Source organism: Halorubrum tibetense, from assembly GCF_055396225.1.
In genome coordinates, this window is the sequence record NZ_AP043742.1 from 663,363 (window position 1) to 685,210 (window position 21,848).

Genomic DNA, 21,848 nt, shown 5'->3' on the forward strand with positions numbered 1-21,848 from the left:
TGTGTGTGGTATGGACAAGAACGTCGGATCCATGGACAGACGTGTTCGCGTCGCGGTCGGCGCGGTCGTCGGAACGCTCTCGCTCGCGACCCTTGCCGGTGTCGCCCCGCTGCCGGCGCTCGCCGCGCCGGTGTTCGGTGTCGTGGCCATCGCGGCCCTGGGGACCGCTGCCACGGGGACTTGCGGGCTCTACTCGCTGCTCGGCGTCGACACCTGTCGTGTCGACCCGGGGAAGTAGCGCCGCCGCCGGGGACGTGCTGTCGCCTCACTCGACCGGCAGCTCCAGATCCGTCAGCCGCCGCGCGCGGTAGAACCGGGCGTATCGTGTGAGCGCCCGCCAACCCACGACGGCGAGGCCGGCCCCGAGCGAGTTCACGAGGACGTCGGCGTAGTCGCCGTGGCGGTTCGCCAGGGTGGACTGGAGCAGTTCGACGCCCGCTCCGTACGCGACGGCGACGAGGAAGACGATGGCGAGTACCTGCCGATCGGGCCGCGGCGAGTCGTGGAGCGCGTACGCGAGCGTCGCGGTCAACCCCGCGTACGCCAGCAGGTGGAGCCACGTCGAGAACCCCACCAGCCCGAACGGGCCCGACCGGAACGTGCCGCTGCCGGGTGCTGGCACGACCGAGTAGTAGAGGATGACGAGTCCGACGAGCGCCACCGCCGCCCATCGGAGCGAACCCGGGACGAGTGGGAGTCGGAGTCGAGGCATTCGGCGGACCTGCGTGCGCCCGTGACCTAAACCGTCCGGTCCGGGTCGGGGAAGCCGGGCAGAGTCGGTCGGGGAAGGGAGGGTCATTTGGAGGCGGGGCGGGGACGTTATCTCGCCTCGACGACCCCGACAACGCAGCACTTTAGCCGGTCCCCTCCCGACGACTCGGGTAATGGCGGACCCGTACGCCGCGACGCGCGAGCTCCTCGCGGACCGACCGGAGATCGCGGACGCGCTGGAGTCGCTGCTCGACGCGGACGCGACGGGGCCGTGGACGTTCGAGGACGTCGACATCGACTCGGGCACCTTCGGCGAGCTCGTCTCGCGCGGGGTGGTCGAGCGGACCGACGACGGCGACGCGTATCGGCTCGCCGACCGCGAGGCGGTTCGAGCCGCCCTCGACGGGGAGCCGTACGACGGGAGCGGCGGGGCGACCGACGACGGGGGTCGCACGGGCGAGCTCGGGGCGGCGATCCGCGAGCGAGTCGAGGGGGTCGCCGACGGACTCCACCGGGACCTCGGCGTCGCGCTCGCGGGGGCGTTGACGCTGTTGTTCGTGTTTCGGACGTTCACGGTCACGCGAGTGTTCCGCGAGGATCGGGTGCTGCTTCCGGGCAACGACCCGTACCACTACCTCACCTGGGTCGACCGGCTGGCGGCGGCCGACGTCGGGCGACTCGACTTCGCCGGGATCGCGGAGGTGCTGGGCGGGCGGGCGAGCGGCGAACCGCTCACGTACACGCTCGGCTGGTGGGCGACGGGGCTGGTCGGCGTCGACGGGGAAGGGACGGCGGCAGTCGTCGCGTGGCTCCCCGTGGTCGCCGCGCTCGTCGTCGGCATCGGCGTCTACCTGATCGCGACGTGGACGACGAACGACGAGCGCATCGGGGTGGCGTCGGTGGTCGCGCTCGCGCTGTTGCCCGGACACGCGCTGTACTCCGGGATCGGCTTCTTCGACCATCACGCGGTCGACTACGTCTGGCTCACGCTCTCGATCGTCGGGGTGACGTGGCTCGCGCGGGACCACGAGACGCGCACCCCGGACACGCGGGTCGGTCACCTGACGTCGCCGGCGACGTGGGCGGTGGTCGGCCTGCTCGGCGTCGTGTTCGCGGCGATGGTTCACACCTGGAACGGGTCGCCGATCCTCCTCGTCGGGCTGGCGGTGTACGCGACGCTGCGGGCGAGCTCGGACCTTCGAGCGGGCTGGAACCCGCTCGTCGCGGCCGCGCCCGTGGTGGGGGCGCTCGGCGTCGGGTTCGCGCTGGCGTACGCGCTTCACACGCGGGCGGGGTGGCAGGAGCCGCTGGCCGTCTACGCGCTCGCGCTCGTCGCCGTCGGCGTCGTCTGTGTCGCCGGCGCGGCGGCGGTACTCGGGCGGTTCGACGCCCATCCGGGGATCCACCTCGGCCTCTCGGCGGCGAGTGTCGTCCCGCTGTGGCTCGGGTTCAGGCGGGTCCGTCCGGACGAGGCGGCACGGCTGACGGAACGGGCGCTGGACTCGCTGTTGGGTCGGGAGGGGATCGCCGAGACCCGGGCGCTGTTCGCCAGCGACTTCGGCGTGTTCCTCGGGCCCATCGACCACTTCGGTTGGTTCCTGTTCGTGGCGTTGCCCGTGCTCGGTTGGGCCGGCTGGCAGTGCGTGGTCCGTCACGAGCCTCGCTGGCTGGTCGTCGTCGGCTACGCGAGCGCGCTGATCGGGTTCGCGCTGGTACAGATCCGCTTCGCGGGCGAGGCGACGGGGGTCGTCGCGGTGTGTGCGGGCGTCGGGCTCGTCTACCTGCTCTCGGTCATCGACGTCGCCGAACGGCCCGAGCCGTTCGGCCCCCGGCCGGACCGGGTCCACGTCACCCTCCGTCCCCCGGGGCTGACGGGGCGACAGGTCGGGTACGCGCTCGGCGTCGTGGGGCTCGTCGCGAGCCTGAGCCTGGTCATGGTGCCCGCGGTGATGGACACGGTGGCCGCCACCGACGACGAGGCGGGGGCGATCGAGTGGATCGACGCCGACGCCGCCGAGCGTGAGGGCCCCGACTTCGTGTTGAGCGAGTGGGGGCGCAACCGGATGTTCAACTACGCGGTTCGCGGCGACGGGGACGGGTACGGCTACGCGTTCAGCAACTACGAGCCGTTCGTGAGCGACGCCGATCCCGACGCGCACGCCGACGGCTTCGCGGGCACGGTCGGCTACGTCGCGATCCACGAGATCGACGGGTCGACGCCGGGGACGAGCGTCTACGACCAGCTGTTCGAGGCGCACGGGAGCGCGACGGACGCGGCGAACGGGTCGGGGCGGTTCCAGCTCGGCTTCGTCGCCGACGGCGGCGAGGTGAAGGTGTTCCGGCCGGTCGAGGGCGCGGCGGTGACCGGCGAGGCCGAGCCCGGCGAGACGGTGACGGTGACGACTGACGTGGAGACGGCGGGGGAGACGTTCACGTACGAGCGGCGGACGACCGCCGACGCGGACGGGACGTTCGACGTTCGGGTGGCGTACCCCGGCGAGTACACGGCGGCGAGCGGGGACGTATCCGACGGCGACGCCCGCGACGACGGCGACGGGACGGTGACGGTCACCCCCGATGCGGTCGAGGAGGGAGAAGCCGTCGCGGTGGACGTGTAGACACCCACGAGACGGCTCGTTTCAGTGGACAGAAACGTTCTGCCGACCGGTCACTTCACAGTCCTTTTATATGATCGCGAGGTATCGAAAGTGATGCTTTCCGGCTGGCGGTACCGACTGATCAGCGTCCTCGGTGTCGCGCTCCTCGCCACGGGGACGGTGATGGCTGCCAACCATCCGGTCCCGCAAGCCGTGTTCACGACGTACGTCCCCGTGTTCAACCGCCTCGATCCGACCGTCCTGAGCGGGGAGCGATTGGCGCTCGTCACGCTCCTCACGGCGGGTGCGGTCGTCGGCGCGCTGTTCCCCCTTTATAAACCTCGTCCTCGTCGACTGTTGGACGTCGTCCTCCTGGCACAGAAACGGGTGTTGGTCGGGGGCCTCGCGATCGCCGCGGTCGGGTTTTATAAATGGTCCTGGCGGGTGCCGCGAGCGACGCTCACCATGACGGTCGCGGTCCTGTTCGTCGTCGTCCCGATGTGGCTCGTGTGGATCCGGCGGCAGCCCGCTACCGACCCGTCGCGGGCGATCATCGTCGGCGACGATTACGAGCAGATCCGTCGGCTCGCCGCCGAGACGGAGTTCGAGTACCTCGGCTACCTCGCCCCTTCGACGGTCGAACCCGAAGCCGAACCGCCGGCCGAGCGAGTCGCGGTCGTGGCCGACGGCGGCGACCCGGGGATCACGCGGCTGGGCGGGCTCTCGCGGATCGAGGACGCGCTCGTCCACTACGAGGTCGAAACCGCGGTGTTGGCGTTCTCGGAGCCCGATCGCGCGGAGTTCTTCGGGGCGCTCGACGCCTGCCACGAGCACGGTGTCGCCGCGAAGGTCCACCGTGAGTTCGCCGACACCGTGTTGACCGCGGGCGACGACGCCGGCCCGCTCGTCGACGTCGACGTCGAGCCGTGGGACATTCAGGATCACATGCTCAAACGCGGGTTCGACGTGGCGTTCGCCGTCGTCGGACTGGTGTGTCTGGCCCCGCTCGCGGCGCTTATCGCCGTCGCGATCAAGCTCGACAGCCCCGGCCCGGTGCTGTACTATCAGGAGCGCACCGCGGGGCTCGGCGAGACGATCACGGTCGCGAAGTTCCGGTCGATGGTGCCCGAGGGCGTGTCGGCGACGCCGTCGACGGACGACGAGAACGATCGGATCACCCGAGTCGGTCGCGTGCTGCGGCGGACCCATCTCGACGAGCTACCGCAGCTGTGGACGATCCTGAAAGGGGATATGAGCGTCGTCGGGCCGCGGGCGGCATGGGTCAAAGAGGAGACGCTGTTGGAGGCGGAGACGCGCTCCTGGCGGAAGCGTTGGTTCGTGAAACCCGGGCTCACCGGGCTCGCACAGGTGAACGGTGTCAAGAGCACGGAGCCGGAGGAGAAGCTCCGCTACGACATCGCGTACATCCGCCAGCAGTCGTTCTGGTTCGACGTGAAGATCGTGATCCGGCAGATCGCGGCCGTCGTCCGTGACGTGGTCGGGTTCCTCCGATAGCCGCGTCAGGTCCTCTCCCTGCGGTACCGATCGACGCGGGCCGCGAGCACCGACCGTATCGCAGTCTCGTCCGGGGCGTTCGGTTCCCCCGATCCGTCCACAGTGTCGGCGTCCGCCACGAGCGACGTCTCCCGGGCAAGCCGTTCGAGGAGGCGGTCGACGATCGCCTCGACCGGCGGGAGCGTGTCGTCGGCGGCGTCGCCACGGGCGGTGTCGGCATCGAGCGTGCCGTCGCGGGCGGTGTCGGCATCGAGCGTGCCGTCGCGGGCGGAGGCGTCAGTGCCCGCCACGAGCCCCGAGACGGCCCGGTCGATGTCGGTGTCGTCGACGAGGGCGTCGACGAGGGCGTCGGCGGTCGCCGGTCGCTCGGGATCGGGTCGTGTCTCCGTCGCCGAGGACCGATCGCCCCCCGTCGCCACGGGTCGCTCGTCGTCCGCGTCGACCCCGGGGCTCGGCTGGACCGCCGGGTTCCGCCGGACCGCGCTCCCGCCCGCCTTGTTGTGGAAGACGACGCCGGCGGCGGGACCGTCGCGGTACCGCGAGTCGGGGATCGGGTAGTCCGCAGGGTCGAAGTGGGCGGCGCGGACCTCCTTGTCGACCGGCTCCGTGGTGGGGATCCCGACCAGATCGAACGCCCGTCGGACCGTGTCGGGCGGGAGATATCGCTCCCGGTCGGCGTCGTGAACCGCGGTGCCGAGGAACGGCGGGACCCGGTCGAGGTCGTACGCGAGCCCGCGGGCGTGTGTCGCGACGCCGAAGAACGTCACCGAGCCGGGGGTGTCGACGGCGGCCGCGAACGCGTCGCGGGCGAACCGCTCACGGACCGCCCCGACCGCGGCGCGGTACCGGAGGGGAACCGCGTCGTGGTCGAACACGCCGTTTCGGTCGCCGAACTCGAGGAAGCCCGCGTCCGTCAACCGGAAGCGGAGGGGGTCGCCCGCGACCAGCTCCGTGACCCAGAGGTGGCCCGAACCGAAGGGGTCGTGGGAGGCGTCCACGGCGGACGCGTCGGCGGTGGGAGAGATGTCCACGGCGGACGAATTCACGTCGGAGGAGGCGTTATCGGACTCGTCGCCGAGTACCGTCTCGACCGACGGACGCGGGGGGAATTCCTGCATGGAAACCATACCGACCGGGTCGGCGGGACGGGGTGAAAAGCTGGCGGGGGCAGAGACGAGACCGGGGAAGCTACTTCGTGATCATCGTCCTCTCCGTGTGGGGGAAGACGCGGGCGGATGCCCGCCGCCGTCGGCGAGTCCTACGACACCGACGAGTGAGCCGCGGCGGCCGTCGCCCGGCTCCGCCCCGTCGCCCGACTGGGGCCGCCGTCAGCCGTCGTCGAGTGCGGGTCGCGACTCGCGCAGTCGGGCGATCGTGCCGGGTTGCTTATAAACGCCCACAACACGGAGGGGGACCCATTAGGGTGTCCCAGCCCCTCGATACACGTGCTGGTGGACGACCCACTGGCAATCGACACATCGCGTCAGGACTGGTCTCCTCCTGTGGGGCGTCCCCCCCTGCCCCACGCCACCCACGCAACCCACGTTCCGGCGCGTCGTCGTAGCTCACCACCCATCTCCTTCGGTCGGTCTCGTCTCCCGTGACGGTTCCCCGTCGCCGGCGTGGCGCACCGTCGCGTTCGACGGCCTCCGTCCCCCGTGGCTCACGGTCCCCTCGCACGCCGGATCGCAACGTTCCTGTACGGGCCGGGTGTAGCCCGGATCGATGCGAATCCTTCGGGTCGCGCCGTGGATCTACCCTAATATCGACGGAGGCCGGCAGCATGAGTGACCCGCAGTTCTCGGTGTTGATCGCGACGTATGAGGGAGACGACGCCGACGATCTCGAACGCGCGATACGGAGCGTGATCGACCAGACAGTCCGGCCGGACGAGGTGGTCGTCGTCGAGGACGGTCCGGTGACGCCCGCGCTGGATGGAGTCCTCGACGAGTTGATGGCCGAGTATCCGGGCTTACTCCGGCGGACCTCGCTGTCACGCAACCAGGGACTCGGGGCCGCGCTGAACCACGGCGTCGAGACGTGCTCACACGAGTGGGTCGCACGAATGGACTCCGACGACGTCGCCGTCGCGGACCGGTTCGAGCGACAGCTGGAGTATATAAGTGAACACCCGGAGACGGACGTGGTCGGCGGGTATATCGGGGAGTTTTCGGAGGATCCCACCACAATCGAGACGGTTCGGGAAGTTCCAGCGACGCCCGAAGAGGTCCGATCGGCAGCCCGATTTCGCTGTCCGCTGAACCATCCCACGGTGCTGTTCCGGCGGTCCGCCGTCCTCGGTGTCGGGAACTACCGTCCGCTCCGCTCGATGCAGGATTACGATCTGTGGATGCGGATGCTCGCGGCGGGACACACACTGGCGAACGTGCCCACGGTGCTCGTCAAGTGTGAGGCGGGCGAGGACCTGTTCAACCGCCGTGGTGGCTTGGCATACGCGAAGACGGAGACGAGGCTCCAGTACGAGTTCCTCCGTCTGGGCGCGATCTCGCTTCCCGTGTTCTTTTTAAATATCTGCGCGCGGATCCCGCTTCGACTCCTGCCGAACGGGGTCCGAAGCGTCGTTTATCGGACGTTCCTACGGGATTAGCTCAGGATCCGGCTTACGTCCAGTATATAAGAGTCGCGGCGACCGGTGTGTGCGGAGTCGAAGGAGATCGCGGTTCCATCGGGGCTCCAACGAGGGTGAAGGTCACATCTCGTCTCTCCGGTGAATCGGAGCGGTTCGAAGAACCGTCCGAGTTCAGTCACGTCCTCGGTTTCGCGGTCGTACAACAGGAGTCGCCGTTTCCGCTCTCGGTCGGGATACGTGTCCGTCACAATGTATCGGCCGTCAGGTGACAGGGAGGGATGGCCGTCCCCGTAGTCGTCAAGTGCGCCGACGTATTCGGTATCTCCGGTATCCACGTCGAGGACGTGATACCCGTCCCCATGTGCTGCGGTCCGACCCCACACGAACAGCTCCGAGTCCGAGAGCCAGCAGTAGTGTGAGACGACGGTGTCGTCCATCACGACTCGGCAGTTCCCGTCGCGGTCGGCGACGTACAGCCGGGAGACGCGACCCTCGTCACCGTTCCAGCGGTGAAGGAAGACGAATCGCTCCCCAGTGGGATCGTAGAGTGCGTGGTTGAGGTAGTGCGCCTCGGGGGGTGCAGTCGTCTCCGAGCGATCGATGAGCGACTGGAGGGAGACGAGCAGTTCGTCGTCGGCGGAGTCCATCTCGACCCGCCATAGGCCGTCTGACTCGGGATCAGGAAGCGAACGCGGATCCCGACCGTATCCGTAGTCGGGCCGGTTGCGGTCCAGCCGATCGTAGTTCAGCGAGAGGAACTCGGTTCCATCCGGGTGAAGAGCCTGGATCGGGCGGTCGTACGTGGCGGCCGTCTCGCCGTCAGAGTAGACTTCTCGGGCGACGAGCCGGTCGGATTCGCGGTCGTTATACAGGACTGACTCGGCGGCGGGGTGCCACTGTGTGCGCGACCCTTGTTGTAGGTTCCACGCCAAAGAGGTGCCGAGAGTTGTGTGGTCGCCGTCGCGGTAGAGGCGGATATCGACGGCGTCTCCGCTGACCTCGTGGAGGAGGAAACCGTCCATTGAGGCGGTCCATGGATGGACATCGAAGTAGCCGAAAAATCGGTCGCGATCGGTCGGTTCGGCCCCATACCGGTCGGAGACGGTACTAAGGGTGGCGTCGTCGGCAACCGCGTACTCGAAGTCGCGGTCGGCGTAGGCGTAGTAGTTCACGCGCTGATATACCTCTTTTAGACGGCGTTTGAGGCCCGGAAACCGTTGGAGGACCGCCGCGATCCGTCGTTCGAGGCCGGAGTACTGGCTCATCGGATACGTGGAGTATCCACGGCGGGGTGTTTAGGCGTGTTCTCTCGGCCGTGAACAAGCAGCGTTTATCAGCACACGTACACACGTCCCGGATGTGACCACGGATATCCTCTATGTCGTTTCGCGCTTGCGACCCAGCGGCCCGACGAACCAGCTTTATTACATCCTGAACCACCTCGACGACGAGTTCGATGCGACGGTACTCACGCTCTCACCGGAGCCGGCGGACACGGAGCTCCCGCGGTTTCGCGAGCTCGACATCGAGTACGAGACGCTCGGGCTGTCCCGATGGGAAGGGTTGGCGTTCGGACCGCGGCGACTGCGCCGGAAGGTGTCCGAGATCGACCCGGATATCATTCAGACACAGGGGATCCGGGCGGATACGCTCTCGGCGCTGCTCCTCTCCGGATACCCGCGGATCACGACGATCCGGAACTATCCGTACGACGACTACCCGGCGAAGTTCGGGGAGCTACAGGGAAAGGCGATGGCGGCCGAGCACGTCCGGATGTACCGGCGGATCGACCACCCGGTCGCGTGTTCGGAGACGATCGCGGACCGGATTCGACCACACGGTGTGGACGCTACGCCGATACAGAACGGAGTGGACACAGAGGCGTATCAGCCGGTGGAGGACGCGGAGAAGGCCCGTTTGCGCGAGGAGCTCGGAATCCCCGAGTCGGCGACCGTCTTCGTCTCCGTGGGAACGCTGATCCCACGGAAGAACCCCCTCGACGTGATCGAGGCGTTTCAGGACGCGGCGATCGAGGACGGCGTGTTGTGCATGTTGGGTGATGGGTCGTTGGAAGCCGAGTGTGCCGAACTCGCGGCGGGCGACGATCGGGTTCGGATGGAGGGATGGGTAGACGATGTCGCGGCTTACCTCGGGGCATCGGACTTCTTCGTCTCGGCGTCGAGCTCTGAAGGATTACCCAACACCGTGATGGAGGCACTCGCGTCGGGCCTCCCGGTCGTGCTGTCAGATATTCAACCACATCAGGAGATACTCCAGTACAACTCGACGGTTGGAGCCGAGTTCGAACTGGGAGAGTCGGCAGCGCTTTCAGCGGTGATGGAGGAGATCATCGAAGAGAACTATCTGAGCATGACGGCCGGCGCGAGGGCAATCGTCACGGCGCATCTGAGTGCGGAGCGGATGAGTAAAGCGTATCAGGAGGAGTATCGGAACGCAGTAGTTCAAGAATAAGAGGGTCACTCCGAGAGAGAGCCATAGGCATACAATCCGAGCGGAGTGAACCCTGTCTTTTCTATCAACGATTTTATTATGAAGCCGAGATCCTTCGTATGGAGATCGTCTGTTACGTGAGATCGAACTGGGAAGGGTCGTATAGAGAACCCAGCAGAAGAGCACATTCGCTGAAGATCTTTCCACCGGAAGAAATTGATGTGTGCTGGCGGGATCCAGAAGTGACGTTGTGCCCATCCTGGATGTGCTCTCCGAATATCGTACCGGTTTGGAACGATCACGATCAGCGTCCCAGATTCGGATAATACCTCAGCAGCATCATTGAGTATCGACTGCGGGTCGTGGACGTGCTCTAAGACGTTATCGATAACGACAACATCAACGGAGCCGGTCACCTCCGATGGATCGAAAACATGTGGTTCGACAGGGACACCTCCGGAAGAAGCGACATCAGCGCGACCCTTGTCTGGTTCGAACCCGAGGTAATCGTATCCATTAGCTGTGAGGAGCTTGCCTAGTGCTCCGAAGCCAGAACCAATCTCTATGACTCGATTTCCAGTATCCAGTCTATCGATCAAATTCCGAGTGTAGTAGTGCCGACGCTTCGGTGTCGGGACCTCGGTATGACGGAGTTTGGAGACAGGATTATCTGCGATTGAAGACTCTGGAGGGTTCTCTACGAAGAGGAATCCACATGAATTACAAATTGAAATGTTAAACTCACCTATCGTTTTATTTGTCGAAGTCTCGCTAAATCCACAACAAGGACAGAGCCGTAGTGCCATAAGATATACTATAGAATGACAGAGGAGAACTTATAACATATGATTCACGATCAATGAGATATTCTTGTATGGCTGTTCATGAACCTTTTGTGGATTGTAGATTACCGTTAATATAAAACTGACCGTTACTCTCAAGTGTTTTAGAAGCGACGGTGTTGATGTTGCAGCATACTCATCGTTCAATAACAAGAGCCCAACCATTCTTTCTAGCGTTGTTTGTCTTCCTCATTATAACTAGTCTTTTAACTGTTACAGAACTGCCAAGAGTTTGGTTATTAGCACCAATAGGAGCTATAGCAGCACTCTCTGTATATATTGTATGGTTGAGAGAAACTAATTTGGAGATCCCGACTACAATATTCATGCCACTTTTCATAATCTATTCTATATATACATACCATGCCATCTTAAATCCGATAAATATAGAACTATTATCGCGTACAATTATATTTATACCCGCCTCATTTATATTACTATTTTTGATTTCAAAGAATGTAAGTAAGAGAATTTTTCTCCAGACGATTTCGTGTATTGCAAGTATAGTTTCAATCATAGGAATACCTTCCGCAATCATCGGGAGTTCGATCCCTTTAGTATCGGTTCACAGAACAGAAGATCTGTTAGGATTAGAATTCTATGTTATTGAATCAATATTATTGAATCCAAACCCACTGGGTGAATTACTTTTTATTGGTGCGGTGTCCAGTCTCGTCTGGGTTCGTAGACCATACTTAAAACACGGGTTGTTTTCGGTATGTGTCCTCGGATTATTTTTTGCTCAAAGTCGTGCCGCATTGCTAGGATTTGCTGCAGCAATAGCTGTGTACTTGATTGGCAGTGCGATCACGCGTGAGCAATTTACCCAGTTCATTCTTGTTTCGATTGCTGCCGGTACGACGGGATATCTCATGCTCTTACGACTTATTCCCGGACCTACGATCATTGAACAAGTGTATCTCTCGGGACGACTGGAGATCTGGTACGCTGCTATCGACGCAATCAAGGCTCAGCCGGTCTTCGGCCATGGCCCCGGTGATATGCCGACGATCGTAGGAGAATTCACTTCCGCAGCAGTTGGTGCAGGGATTTATAACTCGTTCCTCCGGCTGTTCGTCACGACCGGCATCATCGGTGGACTGTGTTATCTGTACATCTTCTTGTACTCGATCGTATCGCACACCAAGGTGATCGCTAGTCGTGAATCCCTCATTGTCCATGCACTCGTCATCGGCTTCGTCGTCAACGAACTGTTCTCGGGGAACTCGATCTTCGGACTAAGTACGACATCGGTCGTCGGAGCATTACTAATCGGATACTTGTTACGCGACATCATCGAGAACAGAAGCGATACGACATCCACAACAGCATGATTCGCACCGGTGTCTTCTACATCGCAACCGGCGATCAGTTCATCGCCGAAGCCGAACGCTCCGCACAGTCGGTTCGCGACGCTATGCCTGATGTCCCGATCGCGATCGCGACGGACGGCGAGCCGGAGTTCGCATTCGACCACGTGATCGAGATCGATGACCCGGATTACAGCTTCACCGACCAGATCGCGAATCTTCACCGATCCCCGTTCGACAGGACGCTCCATCTCGACACGGACATCTACATGGACGCCAACGCCGAGGAGCTGTTCGACGTGCTCGATCGGTTCGACATCGCGGTCGCGCACAACCACAACCGGAGCGTCTACGATCCGCCGGGCGTCCCGGACAGCTTCCCGGAGTACAATACGGGCGTCGTCGCGTACAGAAACGACGACGCCCTCCGAGAGTTCACACAGTCGTGGGACGAGGTATATAAGAACCTCTACGACGGCGGAAACCCACAGAACCAGCCCTCCTTCCGGAAGGCGCTATACGAGTCGGACCTCCGGATCGCAACCCTGCCGCCGGAGTACAACCTCATGCTCCGCTATCCAGGCCACGCGGTTGGGGAAGTAAAGCTGTTCCACGGGCGGCTCCTCGACATCGACACGCCGGGCGCAGGCAAGTACACTGACGTCGAGGAGGCAGCGGAGACAATCAATGCGACGACAGACCATCGCGTGTTCACGCAGCTGGGCGGGATCTCCGTCTACTCGAACGACGAGTCGAACCCGATCAACAAGATCCGGATGGGGATCTGGCGGCACGGGTTCGTTGGCGCGTTTCGTCGAGGAATCTCGAAGATCCGAAACCGGTTCGATTGAGCATCCGGATCGAGCTTCGACCGTCACCGTTCCTGTTTTACCCTTCGCTGCCGCGTCTCCCGTATGGCCGAACTGATCTCGCTTTGCGGACGCGGCGGTACGGTCGACACCTATACCGCCGCCGATCTCGAAACAGTCGCAGACCGGATCCTCCCGGAAAACGCGCCCCGGAACGTCGAGGTCGTTCGCGACGACGGGGTGCTCACCTGTCGGATCAACGCGCCGGAGTCGCTTCCGACCCACGGGACGAGCACGTGTCTCGGGCGGCTGATCCCGCGGACCGACGACTGGCACGATCCCGGCGCGCCCGTCGCGGACGGGAGCTACGGGATCGTCCGCGTCGACTCGGGCGCGATCGAGCTGGTCGCTGACGCGACCGCCTCACGCACGATCTACTACCGGCTGTTCGAGGATCTGCTCGTCGCCTCAACTTCCCAGCGTGCGATCGCTCACTTTGCCGACGAGTTCGTGCCCGACGAGCGGGCGATTGCATGGATGATCTCCAGCGGGAGTCTCGGACCCGGACAGGCGTGGGACGCGCGAACCGAATACGTTCCGCCCGGCGGGAACGTTCGGATCGATCGATCGACATGGGAATTAACGGAGACGACGACAGAAGTCTCATCATTCTTTGAGATCAAAAACCGAAGTCGAGAGGAACATCGTGAGGAACTTAGTCAATCAATTGAGACGACGATTCAAAATCTCGATATTGAACCCGATAGCTGGGTTCTCGCGTTATCGGGTGGAATGGATAGTCGAGGGTTGATTCAGACCCTCCACGACAGATTGGGGCTGACCGCGATCACGTGGGGGACCGCGGAAGCACTCGACCATCCCGATAGTGACGCTGTTCGGGCACGCGAGCTTGCGGACGCATATGGGATTCCGCATGAGTATTACGAACTGCCACAACATCCCTCTGACATAGGTACGGTGTTCGACCGGTTTGTTACCGCTGGAGAAGGTCGGATCGACCACATATCTGGATATCTGGACGGCTTCAGGACCTTCAAAACACTCGCTGAAGACCACGTAGGCATTATCCGTGGGAACAATCCGTTCGGCTGGTCGGCAGTTTCATCCCAAACACAGGTCAGGCGAATGGTTGGCGGTCAATTAATCTCCGACTATGAAGTCATGCCGTCACTGTCGATCCCTGGTGCGGACGCACAACAGTGGCCGGCCGAGTTTGCGCAAGCTGATGACGAGTCGCTAGCGACGTGGCGTGATCGCTTGAAGCTGACGTATCGATTAGCAATAGTTCAGTCGGCATTGACATCCCTCAAAACACCCTATATTGAAGAAATAAACCCGTTCCTCAGCCGAGAGATCATTCAAACCGTTTGTACTCTCCCAGACAAACTTCGGACCGAGAAACGACTGTACCACGAGTACGTTCAACAGCGGAGTCCGGATGTGCCCGTCGCGACGCGATCGGCGAACCCGGATACGGAACGACTTCTTAACAGCGACGCGTCTATCGAGTTCCTCCGGGATCGGCTAGATACCGATCACGCACGGTCGGTTCTCGGCGACGAACTCATCGATCACGCTTTCAACGAATTGGGTGACTCAGGAGAGACGACGGAGGACGAATCAGGGTCAGTGATCGATACGATCAAACGAGAGGTCGGGTCGCAGCTTCCGCAGTCGGTTATTCAGCGAATCGAGGAATACACACCTGTAGAACGACCGTCGATCTCCATGTACGAGGGTCGCCTCGGATTTCGACTGTATATCATCGTAACAATGTCACAGAAGTTAGAAAACGACGGGCGAGTTCTGTAACCGCCGATCGAGATGCCGGAAGACCACTAACACTCAAGAATCGTGTTCAATTCCTGTAGGATGTTTTCAACTGCATCCGGTTTGAAGAACCGTTCTCTATCGAACCGTCTTCTTTGCTCTCTATTCATTTTACCAACCAGCTCATCGGCGGTTGAGATCGTTGCCGCGGTTCCATCCTCAACGAGCGGTTGTAACACGTCTGACCCGTCCGTATCGAACACGAACGTCTCCAAGTCGAAGCACAACCCCTCGTACACTGCCGTCGATCCGACACCCACCTGAGCGGTGGACTCGGCAAAGAGTCGATAGAGCGGGGGCTCGGGTTCGTCAATCACTCTAATGTCCGGTTCCGCCAACCAGGGATACTCATCTTCCCAACGATCGTACTCGCCGGGGTGAAGTTTGTAGACGACCTCGTGATCGATCCGGTCGTCTTCGTGGACCTTGAGGGCGAACTGTGAGAGTTCGCGCCCGATGGTTCCCTGTGAGATGAACAGGAGCTGTTCGGCAGGTTTGACGTCGTCGTACGCGTCGAGCCGTTGTTCGAGGTACGGGTAACCGACGGGGATCACGCGGTCATCGGGGATCGGGAACCGAGCGTTCTCGTTCCAGAACTCGCCGAACGTCAGGAGGTAGTCGGGGAATGTCGTCTTGGTTTCGTTCTCCGGGAAGGAGTATCCGAAGTGGTGATCGTGCTTCCCGGATTGTCTCCGCGTTCTTAGTTGGTGATTGCGACGACGAGACGAAGACACAGAGCGAGGAACACCTGTGCTCGTGCGTGAACGCGGCCTCGGGCGTGCGTTCGCCCGAGGCCGCAGTCCTTCACTGATTCGTTGGTTCTTTCGACTCCAGTACGGCGGTTGTACGTCTCATCCAACGTGGTCTGCTTCAGCTGAACGTCCTCGCTGTGTTGTTTGATGCAGTCTTCGACCCTGTACTCGATGTCTTTTGGGTCGTCGGTGTTTCGCGCGTTGTACGGGGCGACTGGCACGACCCTTGCGGCCAGCAGGTGGTCGTGCCAGTCGAGCGGTCGTAGGCGTTGTCACCGATCATCCAGATCGGTTTGGCGACGGCGAGAGCGTCACGCGTGACGCGCATCGCCGTCTCCTCTGGCGCTTGTTTGCTTTCGGTGAACTCCGCTGCAATTGGGATTTTTTGCCCGGTCGAGATGATTGTACAGCCGTAGCCGTAGTAGTACTCGTCGTCGGTTGGATCGTAGCACTTCGACGCGTCTTGATCGGCGGGCATCGCCCTCACGTCGGTTGAATCGGTACAGTAGGTCAAGTCGAGCAGGCCGCGGCGGGCGGCCTGCTCGACGAGTCGGTCAAAGACCTCGTCAACGACGTGTTCGAGGTCGGTGGGAAAACGATCGACCACATCTCTCGACGGCGGTCGCTCGAACCCACAGCTCAGCCAGATAACGTGTTCCGAAGTTCTCGTTCAACGGGACGAATGCCGTAGATGTCCTTGTAATAGCAGTGGAGAAAGCCACGCATCAGCTCTGGTGGTTCGTGGTCTCGGGTTCGCCCCGTCTCCCCCGGGACGAACACGTCGTACTCTTCGAGAAACTCGAAGGAGAGGTACTCGAACAGCGCTAGCGTCTCTGTCTCCACGACATTGAAGAACGAGTTTACCGAAGGATCATCTTGCAGGGTCGCTGAACTCATTCCACCTCAGCGGTCACCCTGCTCTCCGGTATGCGAACTGTTCTATGACACCTTCTTAATCCATACAATATATACGGATCCACTTGTGACTGGTGATATAGATGATAAATAAGGTAGTGGATGCTTGGCGAAAGAAGGGAGCAAGATATGTAGCTCAGAGGGGATTAGAAAAAGCAACTGGACATATAGAACGAAATACCATAGAACAGACCAAATACGCACTTCCGTATCTTGTACGTAAGCACAACAAATCTGCAATAAAAGCTATGTCTGAAGTTGTGGACTCTGGTATTGGTAAACCGATCTCTTTTACCGATCTGAATAGTTATAAAACAAGCGATAGGATATTTATACTTGGGTCTGGGAGTAGTATAAACAACATATCAAAAGAGAAATGGGAACATATCGAAAGACATGATTCAGTTGGTCTTAATCGATGGCCAGTTCATGATTTTGTTCCAACATACCACGTGTTCGAAATACACAGTAACTGGTTTCCTCCGTCAGATGACCCCGGTATGGTAAAGTTCGGTGATGTATTTATTGATATGCTTAATAAAAGAAAAGGGGCCTACTCCAATACAGCTACGATATTGAAGGATACAACTAGTTTAGCAAATACTGATGCTGTAGACCACATACCAAGCTGGTTAAAAAATAGGTTGATAATATCCCGAGATTCAGAATTCAAGCGATTCGTAGATTGGGAGTCAACAAGTAAAAAAAACCGTCTGTTACTTGCGTACCTATACAATAGCGGCTATTTTGATCAAGGAAATATCGATGTTCTATACAGGAAAAGAGGTTCAATCAGCTATCTGATTCACCTATCTGTGGTACTTGGATACGACAGCATTGTATTATGTGGTGTTGATATGACAGATTCAAACTATTTTTTCGAGTCTTCAGAGTATATGGAAGGTAATATACCGATACCAAAAGTCAGGACAAGAAACAAAAGCGAGTCTAAACATCGTACCGTTGACCCGCACGTTGGAAAATTAACTCTCGATCAGGTCATCTATGATATGAATGATGTGATCTTAAATGCAGAAAATATAGACCTTTATGTTGAAAACAAAACATCGAAATTACATCCGGAAATCCCAGAGTATAATAACCTCAACTGAATTTTATTGGACAGAAAATATAATTTATTCTTTATTACTACAATTCTCGTCGGATTCACAAATATTCGAGACACGTTCGTGTATTCGTTTGACTTTCGGCGTCCAGTCAGCACATTGGGCTAGCTCTTTTTTCCCGGTGGTAGTGTTTTCCCATGATAGGGCGGTTGAACATGCGTCCGCGAACGCACATGACTGCACAGCGGTGTGGAGATAGATACCATCTTCAACGTATCTCTCCGTCGACGGCAGGCCACAGCCGACGACCGGCAGCCCACTAGCCAAGTACTCGTGGAACTTAAGCGGGAATACGGCCTTGTTGTACTCAATCTCTCGATATGGCATTAGCCCAACATCAAGGCTGTTCATAACTTGTGGGACATCATCGGGATCAACGGCACCAATCCAGGTGACGTTCGAAATTTTCCGTATTGAATCGGCGTTGCCCTCACTATCTGGACCAACGAGCACAATGTTCCACGAGGGATTCTTTCTCGCAACGTCTCCTAACAACTGGTAGTCGATTTTTTGTTTCATCTTCCCAACAAACCCTAGCCGTGGTGGTTCGATCTGTTCGATACGCCCGTACCTCTCTGTGGTTTCAAACTTCTTTAGATCAACACCTGTTTCTTCTAGATAGATTGGAGAGTCGGTGTATCGACTAAGCTTGGCGTATAAATATTGAGAAGATGTAAATACAATATCGGTATGCTTCAGAATCTTAATCTCACTTTGTTGGCTCAAACGTGCACCAATTTCATTTCGGAATCTCTCTATTAGCCCCATTTCGTAGTTGTATTTCCACCCAGATGTTGTATGGTTATCACTACAATCATAAACTACTGCATCCCAGCAATCACTATCCTGTGGAATAAACGAGAAGATCGGATAATAGTACCAGAGAACATTATTTTCTGAAGTTATCTCCTCCAGTTCACGTCCTATCACTCTTTTGTAATAGAACTCAAATGGATTCTCATCAACCAACCGAGTAGGGACTCGAATTTGACGTAATCTTGTTGGAACTCAGCTTTGCACGTTGAAGTAGGTGCATGACGTAGGCGGTGGCAAGGACGGATGATGCCGATTACGGAGTTCTTGTCGTGTACGCGTGTGTTCGACGAGTTCGAGTCGCTGTCTCCAGCCCAGCGCCATCACGCGAAAACCTACGCCACCGGTCTTGTTGCGGCCAGCAACAAGACCGTGGCAGGCATCGCACGCGAAGTCCTTCCAGCCAAGGGCAAACGCGCCCTCAACAAGTTCTTCACCGAGTACGACTGGGACGAACAGCAATTCAACCACGAACGCCTCGAAGAACTCCAAAAACACGGTGAAACGCGCTGGTCACAGGGTGGTTACATCATCCTCGACGACACGATCACCGAGAAAGCCGGGGACGAAGTCCCCGGCGTCGGCCACTTCTACGATCACGCTGAAGGTGACACTGTCTGGGGCCAAGACCTCATCTACGCCTTCTACGCCGACGATAAAACCGCCTACCCACTCACTTTCCGCCTCTACGAAAAACAGGACGAAGATGACCAAGACCACGACACCAAGTACGATCTCGCCCGCGAGATCGTCACCGAACTCGAAGAAGAGGTAGGTGTGCCTGCGGACACCTACCTCTTCGACTCGTGGTTCGCTCACGATTCTGGTCTCGTTGAACACATCGAATCCTACGGCAAGGACTGGATCGGCCCGCTCCGGAGCAATCGACAGGTGACCTACGGCGGAGAAGAGCTAAGCGTCGATGCGCTGGCAGAGCGCATCGACACCGCAGAGCGCAACATCGAGGACGATACCTACCACATCTGGACGAAGAAGCTTCCCGTCTCCCAGCTGGGAGACGTGAAGCTGGTTATCGCCGAGAAAGAGACCGATGAAGACGAAGAGAATCCGGTCAAGTACCTCGCTACGAACAAAATCGACGCACCGACCGAGCACGTGATCCGCTCTTACGGGATGCGCTGGCGCATCGAGACGTTCTTCGAGGACTCGAAGCAGGATCTCGGCTTTGGAGACTGCGAGATGCAGACCGACGAAGGTGCCAGTCGGCACTGGCACCTTCTGATGGCTGCCTACAGTCTCGTTCGTCTTGATCCTGAGTCGAGCGCCTTGGGGACTGTTCGCTCGAAGGCGTCATCGCTTCGAGCGAACCTCGAACACTCCCTGAAGGAAGCCGTCTACAACCTTCTCTCGTGGGTTCGAGACAACGATGATCGCGGTATCGATGACTTGATGACCGAGATCGACCATCTCTTCGTTCACTCAACCGCTGACGCTAACGTGCAAAGCTGAGTTGGAATAGAAACTTCATGAATATTCTCTCTAAATTTCCTTGTTTTTATTTTCGTAACGTCGTTGGGAAAAATCCAATAAACGTTTCCTGTTGAAGGATGGTCAGACAAGTAAATTGCCAGACGGTGCTCTCGGTGTGGAATATCATGTTCAAATCCGTGTGAACCAACGATGATATGAGTGGTATCGCTAGAACCCATATATTTCTACGGTACTTTAGGTCTCCAAGTCAATTGTATTTAGCTATTTGATTCCATTCAAGGGGCTGTGTTGAATCGCTACAAGGCGTGGAGATCCACTGTTTGAGGAAGCGCTTGATGTTATAGACGACACACATCAGCGTGCTCTGTTGAATCCGCAGAAGGCGGCAGGATAGCGTCGCTCTGAAGGAGGAAGCAAAGCGGAAGAGCCGAATTGTCCAAACTCCTCTTCCGCTTCGTTAAGCAAGCCGTGTCGCTGGCTCAAAAGCGCTGTGCCGCCAGTCCAACGGGGGTGAGTGGTCCGACTGGCACCAGATTTCCCGGGTGGAAGCATGTCACGCTCCACTTTTTGCGGGTTCACATGGATGCGACGTACCGCGAGATCGTTGATTGGGCGAGTGAGATGGATCGCGTTCGTGGTCTGTTACAGCTGGCGCGGACGGCATTTCTCGAACCCTCAACGCTGTACCGGTCGTTTGAGAGGGTGCCCATGTCCGTGTGGCGCGGCCTCCTTCGTGAGTCCGCGAACAGCTGCGATCCGGGCTCGCATGGAGTCATCGATGTCACGTTCTTCGCCGCGAAACGGCATCGAGGCACTACCAACACCGCTCGGATCGCCACATACGCACGCTCAAAACGACGGCACTCATTGATACGGACTCGTGTGCCATCCTCGATCTTCACTGCTTGGCACACTGGCCTCACGATACGCAAACTGGCCGTCGAGTCGCCCTGCGTAGCACCGAGAAAATCGAGAGTCTCGCCGGCGACAAAGGCTATGACGACCAATCGCTCCGTGACGCCCTCCGTTCGGAGGGCGTCCGGACCTTGCTGCGCCACCGGCTGTTTACTGCGTACGATCATGCCCACAACGCACGATTGGACAGCGAGTTATACGGCCAGCGCTGGATGGCCGAAACTGTCTTTTCGGCCATCAAGCGTCGATTCGGCCCCGCTGTCCACCCTCGCGCTTGGTACCGTGAGTTCCGCGAACTCGTGTTGACCGCCACAGTCTACAACCTCGACCAAGCTCTCAAACAGTGATCCCGACGCCGTCATCGGATTCAACAAAGCACAGATCGCCCGCGTTCCGGCGGGCGATCTGCTCAGCAAGTTCTGCATCGCTTCCTTCCCGGTTCGTTGAGCAGTGAACGTCAAGGACAGCTTGAGACGCTGTATCAACGATTTTCGTGACTTTCAACTTTTGAACGCGGTAGCTGATTCGCTGGCAGTAGTGGCGGCTGGCTGGTGAGCGGTCGTAGAACGTGGCGTCAATTGCGGCGTGTTCAGAGAGATTGTGCAGCTGCGCCGACCGGCGCAGCAGCACTCAACACACGCTCCTACTGATCCGGTCGAATGTCTTACACAGCGTGGACGGCGCAGGAAGATCGGCCACGTTGAGGCCGGTCTCTCCGGTTATTTGTGGCATCTCTTTGAGCAGGTCGATCGTCATGCGGTACGATGAATCGGGGTAAATTCGCAGACAGTGAAGGGAAACGAGTGCATAGTCGTCGAATCCGCCGCCACCTTCCGGGGTGGTGGATTTGACTCCATCGCCAGTAACTCTTTGAGCAACCGGCACAACCTCCCCGATGAAGTGGGAGATCTGCGTCATGAACAACCGCATTTTCCCGCTTCAACTCCTTTGATTTAGCGGCCTACCTCGCTGCTGTATGGCGATTCAACACAGCTATTGATCTAGTAAAATAACGGTCTGATCGTCTCATCTGACTAGTCGAGAAACGATTCAATCGTCGGCATGTGGCGATAGTTAAGTACACACGCTGCTCTTGCGGTATGTTCTTATGCGAAATTTCTTTTCGCTGGCGAGCCTTCTTAACCATGTGCGATCAAATTTCTCGAATTTCTCACCTTATTCTTGCCCGCTTGATTCT

Annotated in this window: 16 protein-coding genes and 3 pseudogenes; 11 read left to right on the forward strand and 8 right to left on the reverse strand. The window is 59.1% G+C overall.

Translation table 11 applies throughout. From position 1 onward, the window contains the following. Positions 1-10: 10 nt before the first annotated feature. Positions 11-238 (forward strand): YgaP family membrane protein, encoded by a 228-nt coding sequence (locus ACZ5TV_RS03300; RefSeq protein WP_379783787.1) that lies wholly within the window; start codon positions 11-13, stop codon positions 236-238. Positions 239-265: 27 nt separating this feature from the next. On the opposite strand, the gene ACZ5TV_RS03305 is transcribed toward ACZ5TV_RS03300, so the two are convergent. Beyond that, on the reverse strand, positions 266-712 hold the full coding sequence (locus tag ACZ5TV_RS03305) for a VanZ family protein (protein ID WP_379783789.1): 447 nt from the start codon (positions 710-712) through the stop codon (positions 266-268). Positions 713-884: 172 nt separating this feature from the next. Between ACZ5TV_RS03305 and ACZ5TV_RS03310 the strand changes: the two genes are divergently transcribed. Both ACZ5TV_RS03310 and ACZ5TV_RS03315 read left to right on the forward strand, forming a co-directional pair. Continuing rightward, on the forward strand, positions 885-3,329 hold the full coding sequence (locus ACZ5TV_RS03310) for an STT3 domain-containing protein (RefSeq protein WP_464384099.1): 2,445 nt from the start codon (positions 885-887) through the stop codon (positions 3,327-3,329). A 93-nt stretch (positions 3,330-3,422) separates the two neighbouring features. Then, positions 3,423-4,823, forward strand: a complete 1,401-nt coding sequence (locus tag ACZ5TV_RS03315; RefSeq protein WP_379783096.1) for a sugar transferase — start codon at positions 3,423-3,425, stop codon at positions 4,821-4,823. Between the two features lie 5 nt (positions 4,824-4,828). Here ACZ5TV_RS03315 and ACZ5TV_RS03320 read toward each other — a convergent pair whose 3' ends face one another. After that, positions 4,829-5,950 carry a hypothetical protein gene (locus tag ACZ5TV_RS03320; protein ID WP_464384100.1) on the reverse strand — a complete coding sequence of 374 codons (1,122 nt, stop codon included), beginning with the start codon at positions 5,948-5,950 and terminating at the stop codon, positions 4,829-4,831. A 656-nt stretch (positions 5,951-6,606) separates the two neighbouring features. Between ACZ5TV_RS03320 and ACZ5TV_RS03325 the strand changes: the two genes are divergently transcribed. Further along, complete coding sequence (locus ACZ5TV_RS03325; RefSeq protein WP_379780172.1) at positions 6,607-7,431, forward strand: glycosyltransferase; 825 nt, start codon at positions 6,607-6,609, stop codon at positions 7,429-7,431. Here ACZ5TV_RS03325 and ACZ5TV_RS03330 read toward each other — a convergent pair. Then, positions 7,428-8,678, reverse strand: coding sequence for a TolB family protein (locus ACZ5TV_RS03330; protein WP_379780174.1), 1,251 nt, complete (start codon positions 8,676-8,678; stop codon positions 7,428-7,430). The two genes, ACZ5TV_RS03325 and ACZ5TV_RS03330, sit on opposite strands and share 4 nt — an antisense overlap. A gap of 94 nt (positions 8,679-8,772) precedes the next feature. Here ACZ5TV_RS03330 and ACZ5TV_RS03335 point away from each other — a divergent pair, with 94 nt between their 5' ends. Beyond that, complete coding sequence (locus ACZ5TV_RS03335) at positions 8,773-9,885, forward strand: glycosyltransferase family 4 protein (RefSeq protein WP_379780176.1); 1,113 nt, start codon at positions 8,773-8,775, stop codon at positions 9,883-9,885. A 5-nt stretch (positions 9,886-9,890) separates the two neighbouring features. Here the strand turns inward: ACZ5TV_RS03335 and ACZ5TV_RS03340 are convergent, their stop codons facing one another. Next, positions 9,891-10,670 (reverse strand): class I SAM-dependent methyltransferase, encoded by a 780-nt coding sequence (locus tag ACZ5TV_RS03340; protein WP_464384101.1) that lies wholly within the window; start codon positions 10,668-10,670, stop codon positions 9,891-9,893. A 656-nt stretch (positions 10,671-11,326) separates the two neighbouring features. Between ACZ5TV_RS03340 and ACZ5TV_RS03345 the strand changes: the two genes are divergently transcribed. The 3 genes from ACZ5TV_RS03345 to ACZ5TV_RS03355 all read left to right on the forward strand — a co-directional run bounded on the left by ACZ5TV_RS03345 (position 11,327) and on the right by ACZ5TV_RS03355 (position 14,658). After that, positions 11,327-12,040, forward strand: coding sequence for an O-antigen ligase family protein (locus ACZ5TV_RS03345; protein WP_379780180.1), 714 nt, complete (start codon positions 11,327-11,329; stop codon positions 12,038-12,040). Next, the gene (locus ACZ5TV_RS03350; RefSeq protein WP_379780182.1) at positions 12,037-12,867 is read left to right on the forward strand and encodes a hypothetical protein; all 831 of its coding nucleotides are present in this window, start codon (positions 12,037-12,039) and stop codon (positions 12,865-12,867) included. The genes ACZ5TV_RS03345 and ACZ5TV_RS03350 overlap by 4 nt, the downstream gene beginning before the upstream one ends. A 63-nt stretch (positions 12,868-12,930) precedes the next feature. Next, positions 12,931-14,658, forward strand: a complete 1,728-nt coding sequence (locus ACZ5TV_RS03355) for a hypothetical protein (RefSeq protein WP_379780184.1) — start codon at positions 12,931-12,933, stop codon at positions 14,656-14,658. A gap of 26 nt (positions 14,659-14,684) precedes the next feature. Here the strand turns inward: ACZ5TV_RS03355 and ACZ5TV_RS03360 are convergent, their stop codons facing one another. Both ACZ5TV_RS03360 and ACZ5TV_RS03365 read right to left on the reverse strand, forming a co-directional pair. Then, complete coding sequence (locus ACZ5TV_RS03360; RefSeq protein ID WP_379780187.1) at positions 14,685-15,410, reverse strand: hypothetical protein; 726 nt, start codon at positions 15,408-15,410, stop codon at positions 14,685-14,687. Next, positions 15,377-16,325, reverse strand: a pseudogene (locus tag ACZ5TV_RS03365) (transposase). The gene ACZ5TV_RS03360 and the pseudogene ACZ5TV_RS03365 overlap by 34 nt, the downstream one beginning before the upstream one ends. 101 nt (positions 16,326-16,426) lie before the next feature. Here ACZ5TV_RS03365 and ACZ5TV_RS03370 point away from each other — a divergent pair. After that, entirely contained in the window at positions 16,427-17,455 is a 1,029-nt protein-coding gene (locus ACZ5TV_RS03370) for a hypothetical protein (protein ID WP_379780189.1), read from the forward strand. 24 nt (positions 17,456-17,479) lie between these two features. Here the strand turns inward: ACZ5TV_RS03370 and ACZ5TV_RS03375 are convergent, their stop codons facing one another. Beyond that, a complete protein-coding gene (locus ACZ5TV_RS03375; protein ID WP_379780191.1) occupies positions 17,480-18,439 on the reverse strand; it encodes a glycosyltransferase in 960 nt (319 codons plus the stop codon). Positions 18,440-18,529: 90 nt separating this feature from the next. On the opposite strand from ACZ5TV_RS03375, the gene ACZ5TV_RS03380 reads away from it, so the two are divergent. Together ACZ5TV_RS03380 and ACZ5TV_RS03385 are read left to right on the forward strand one after the other, a co-directional pair. Continuing rightward, a complete protein-coding gene (locus tag ACZ5TV_RS03380; protein WP_007140874.1) occupies positions 18,530-19,753 on the forward strand; it encodes an IS701-like element ISHala1 family transposase in 1,224 nt (407 codons plus the stop codon). A gap of 414 nt (positions 19,754-20,167) precedes the next feature. Beyond that, a pseudogene (locus tag ACZ5TV_RS03385) lies at positions 20,168-20,997 on the forward strand (IS5 family transposase). A 7-nt stretch (positions 20,998-21,004) separates the two neighbouring features. On the opposite strand, the pseudogene ACZ5TV_RS03390 reads toward ACZ5TV_RS03385, so the two are convergent. Next, a pseudogene (locus ACZ5TV_RS03390) lies at positions 21,005-21,568 on the reverse strand (transposase); the annotation flags it as partial. Positions 21,569-21,848: the final 280 nt, after the last annotated feature.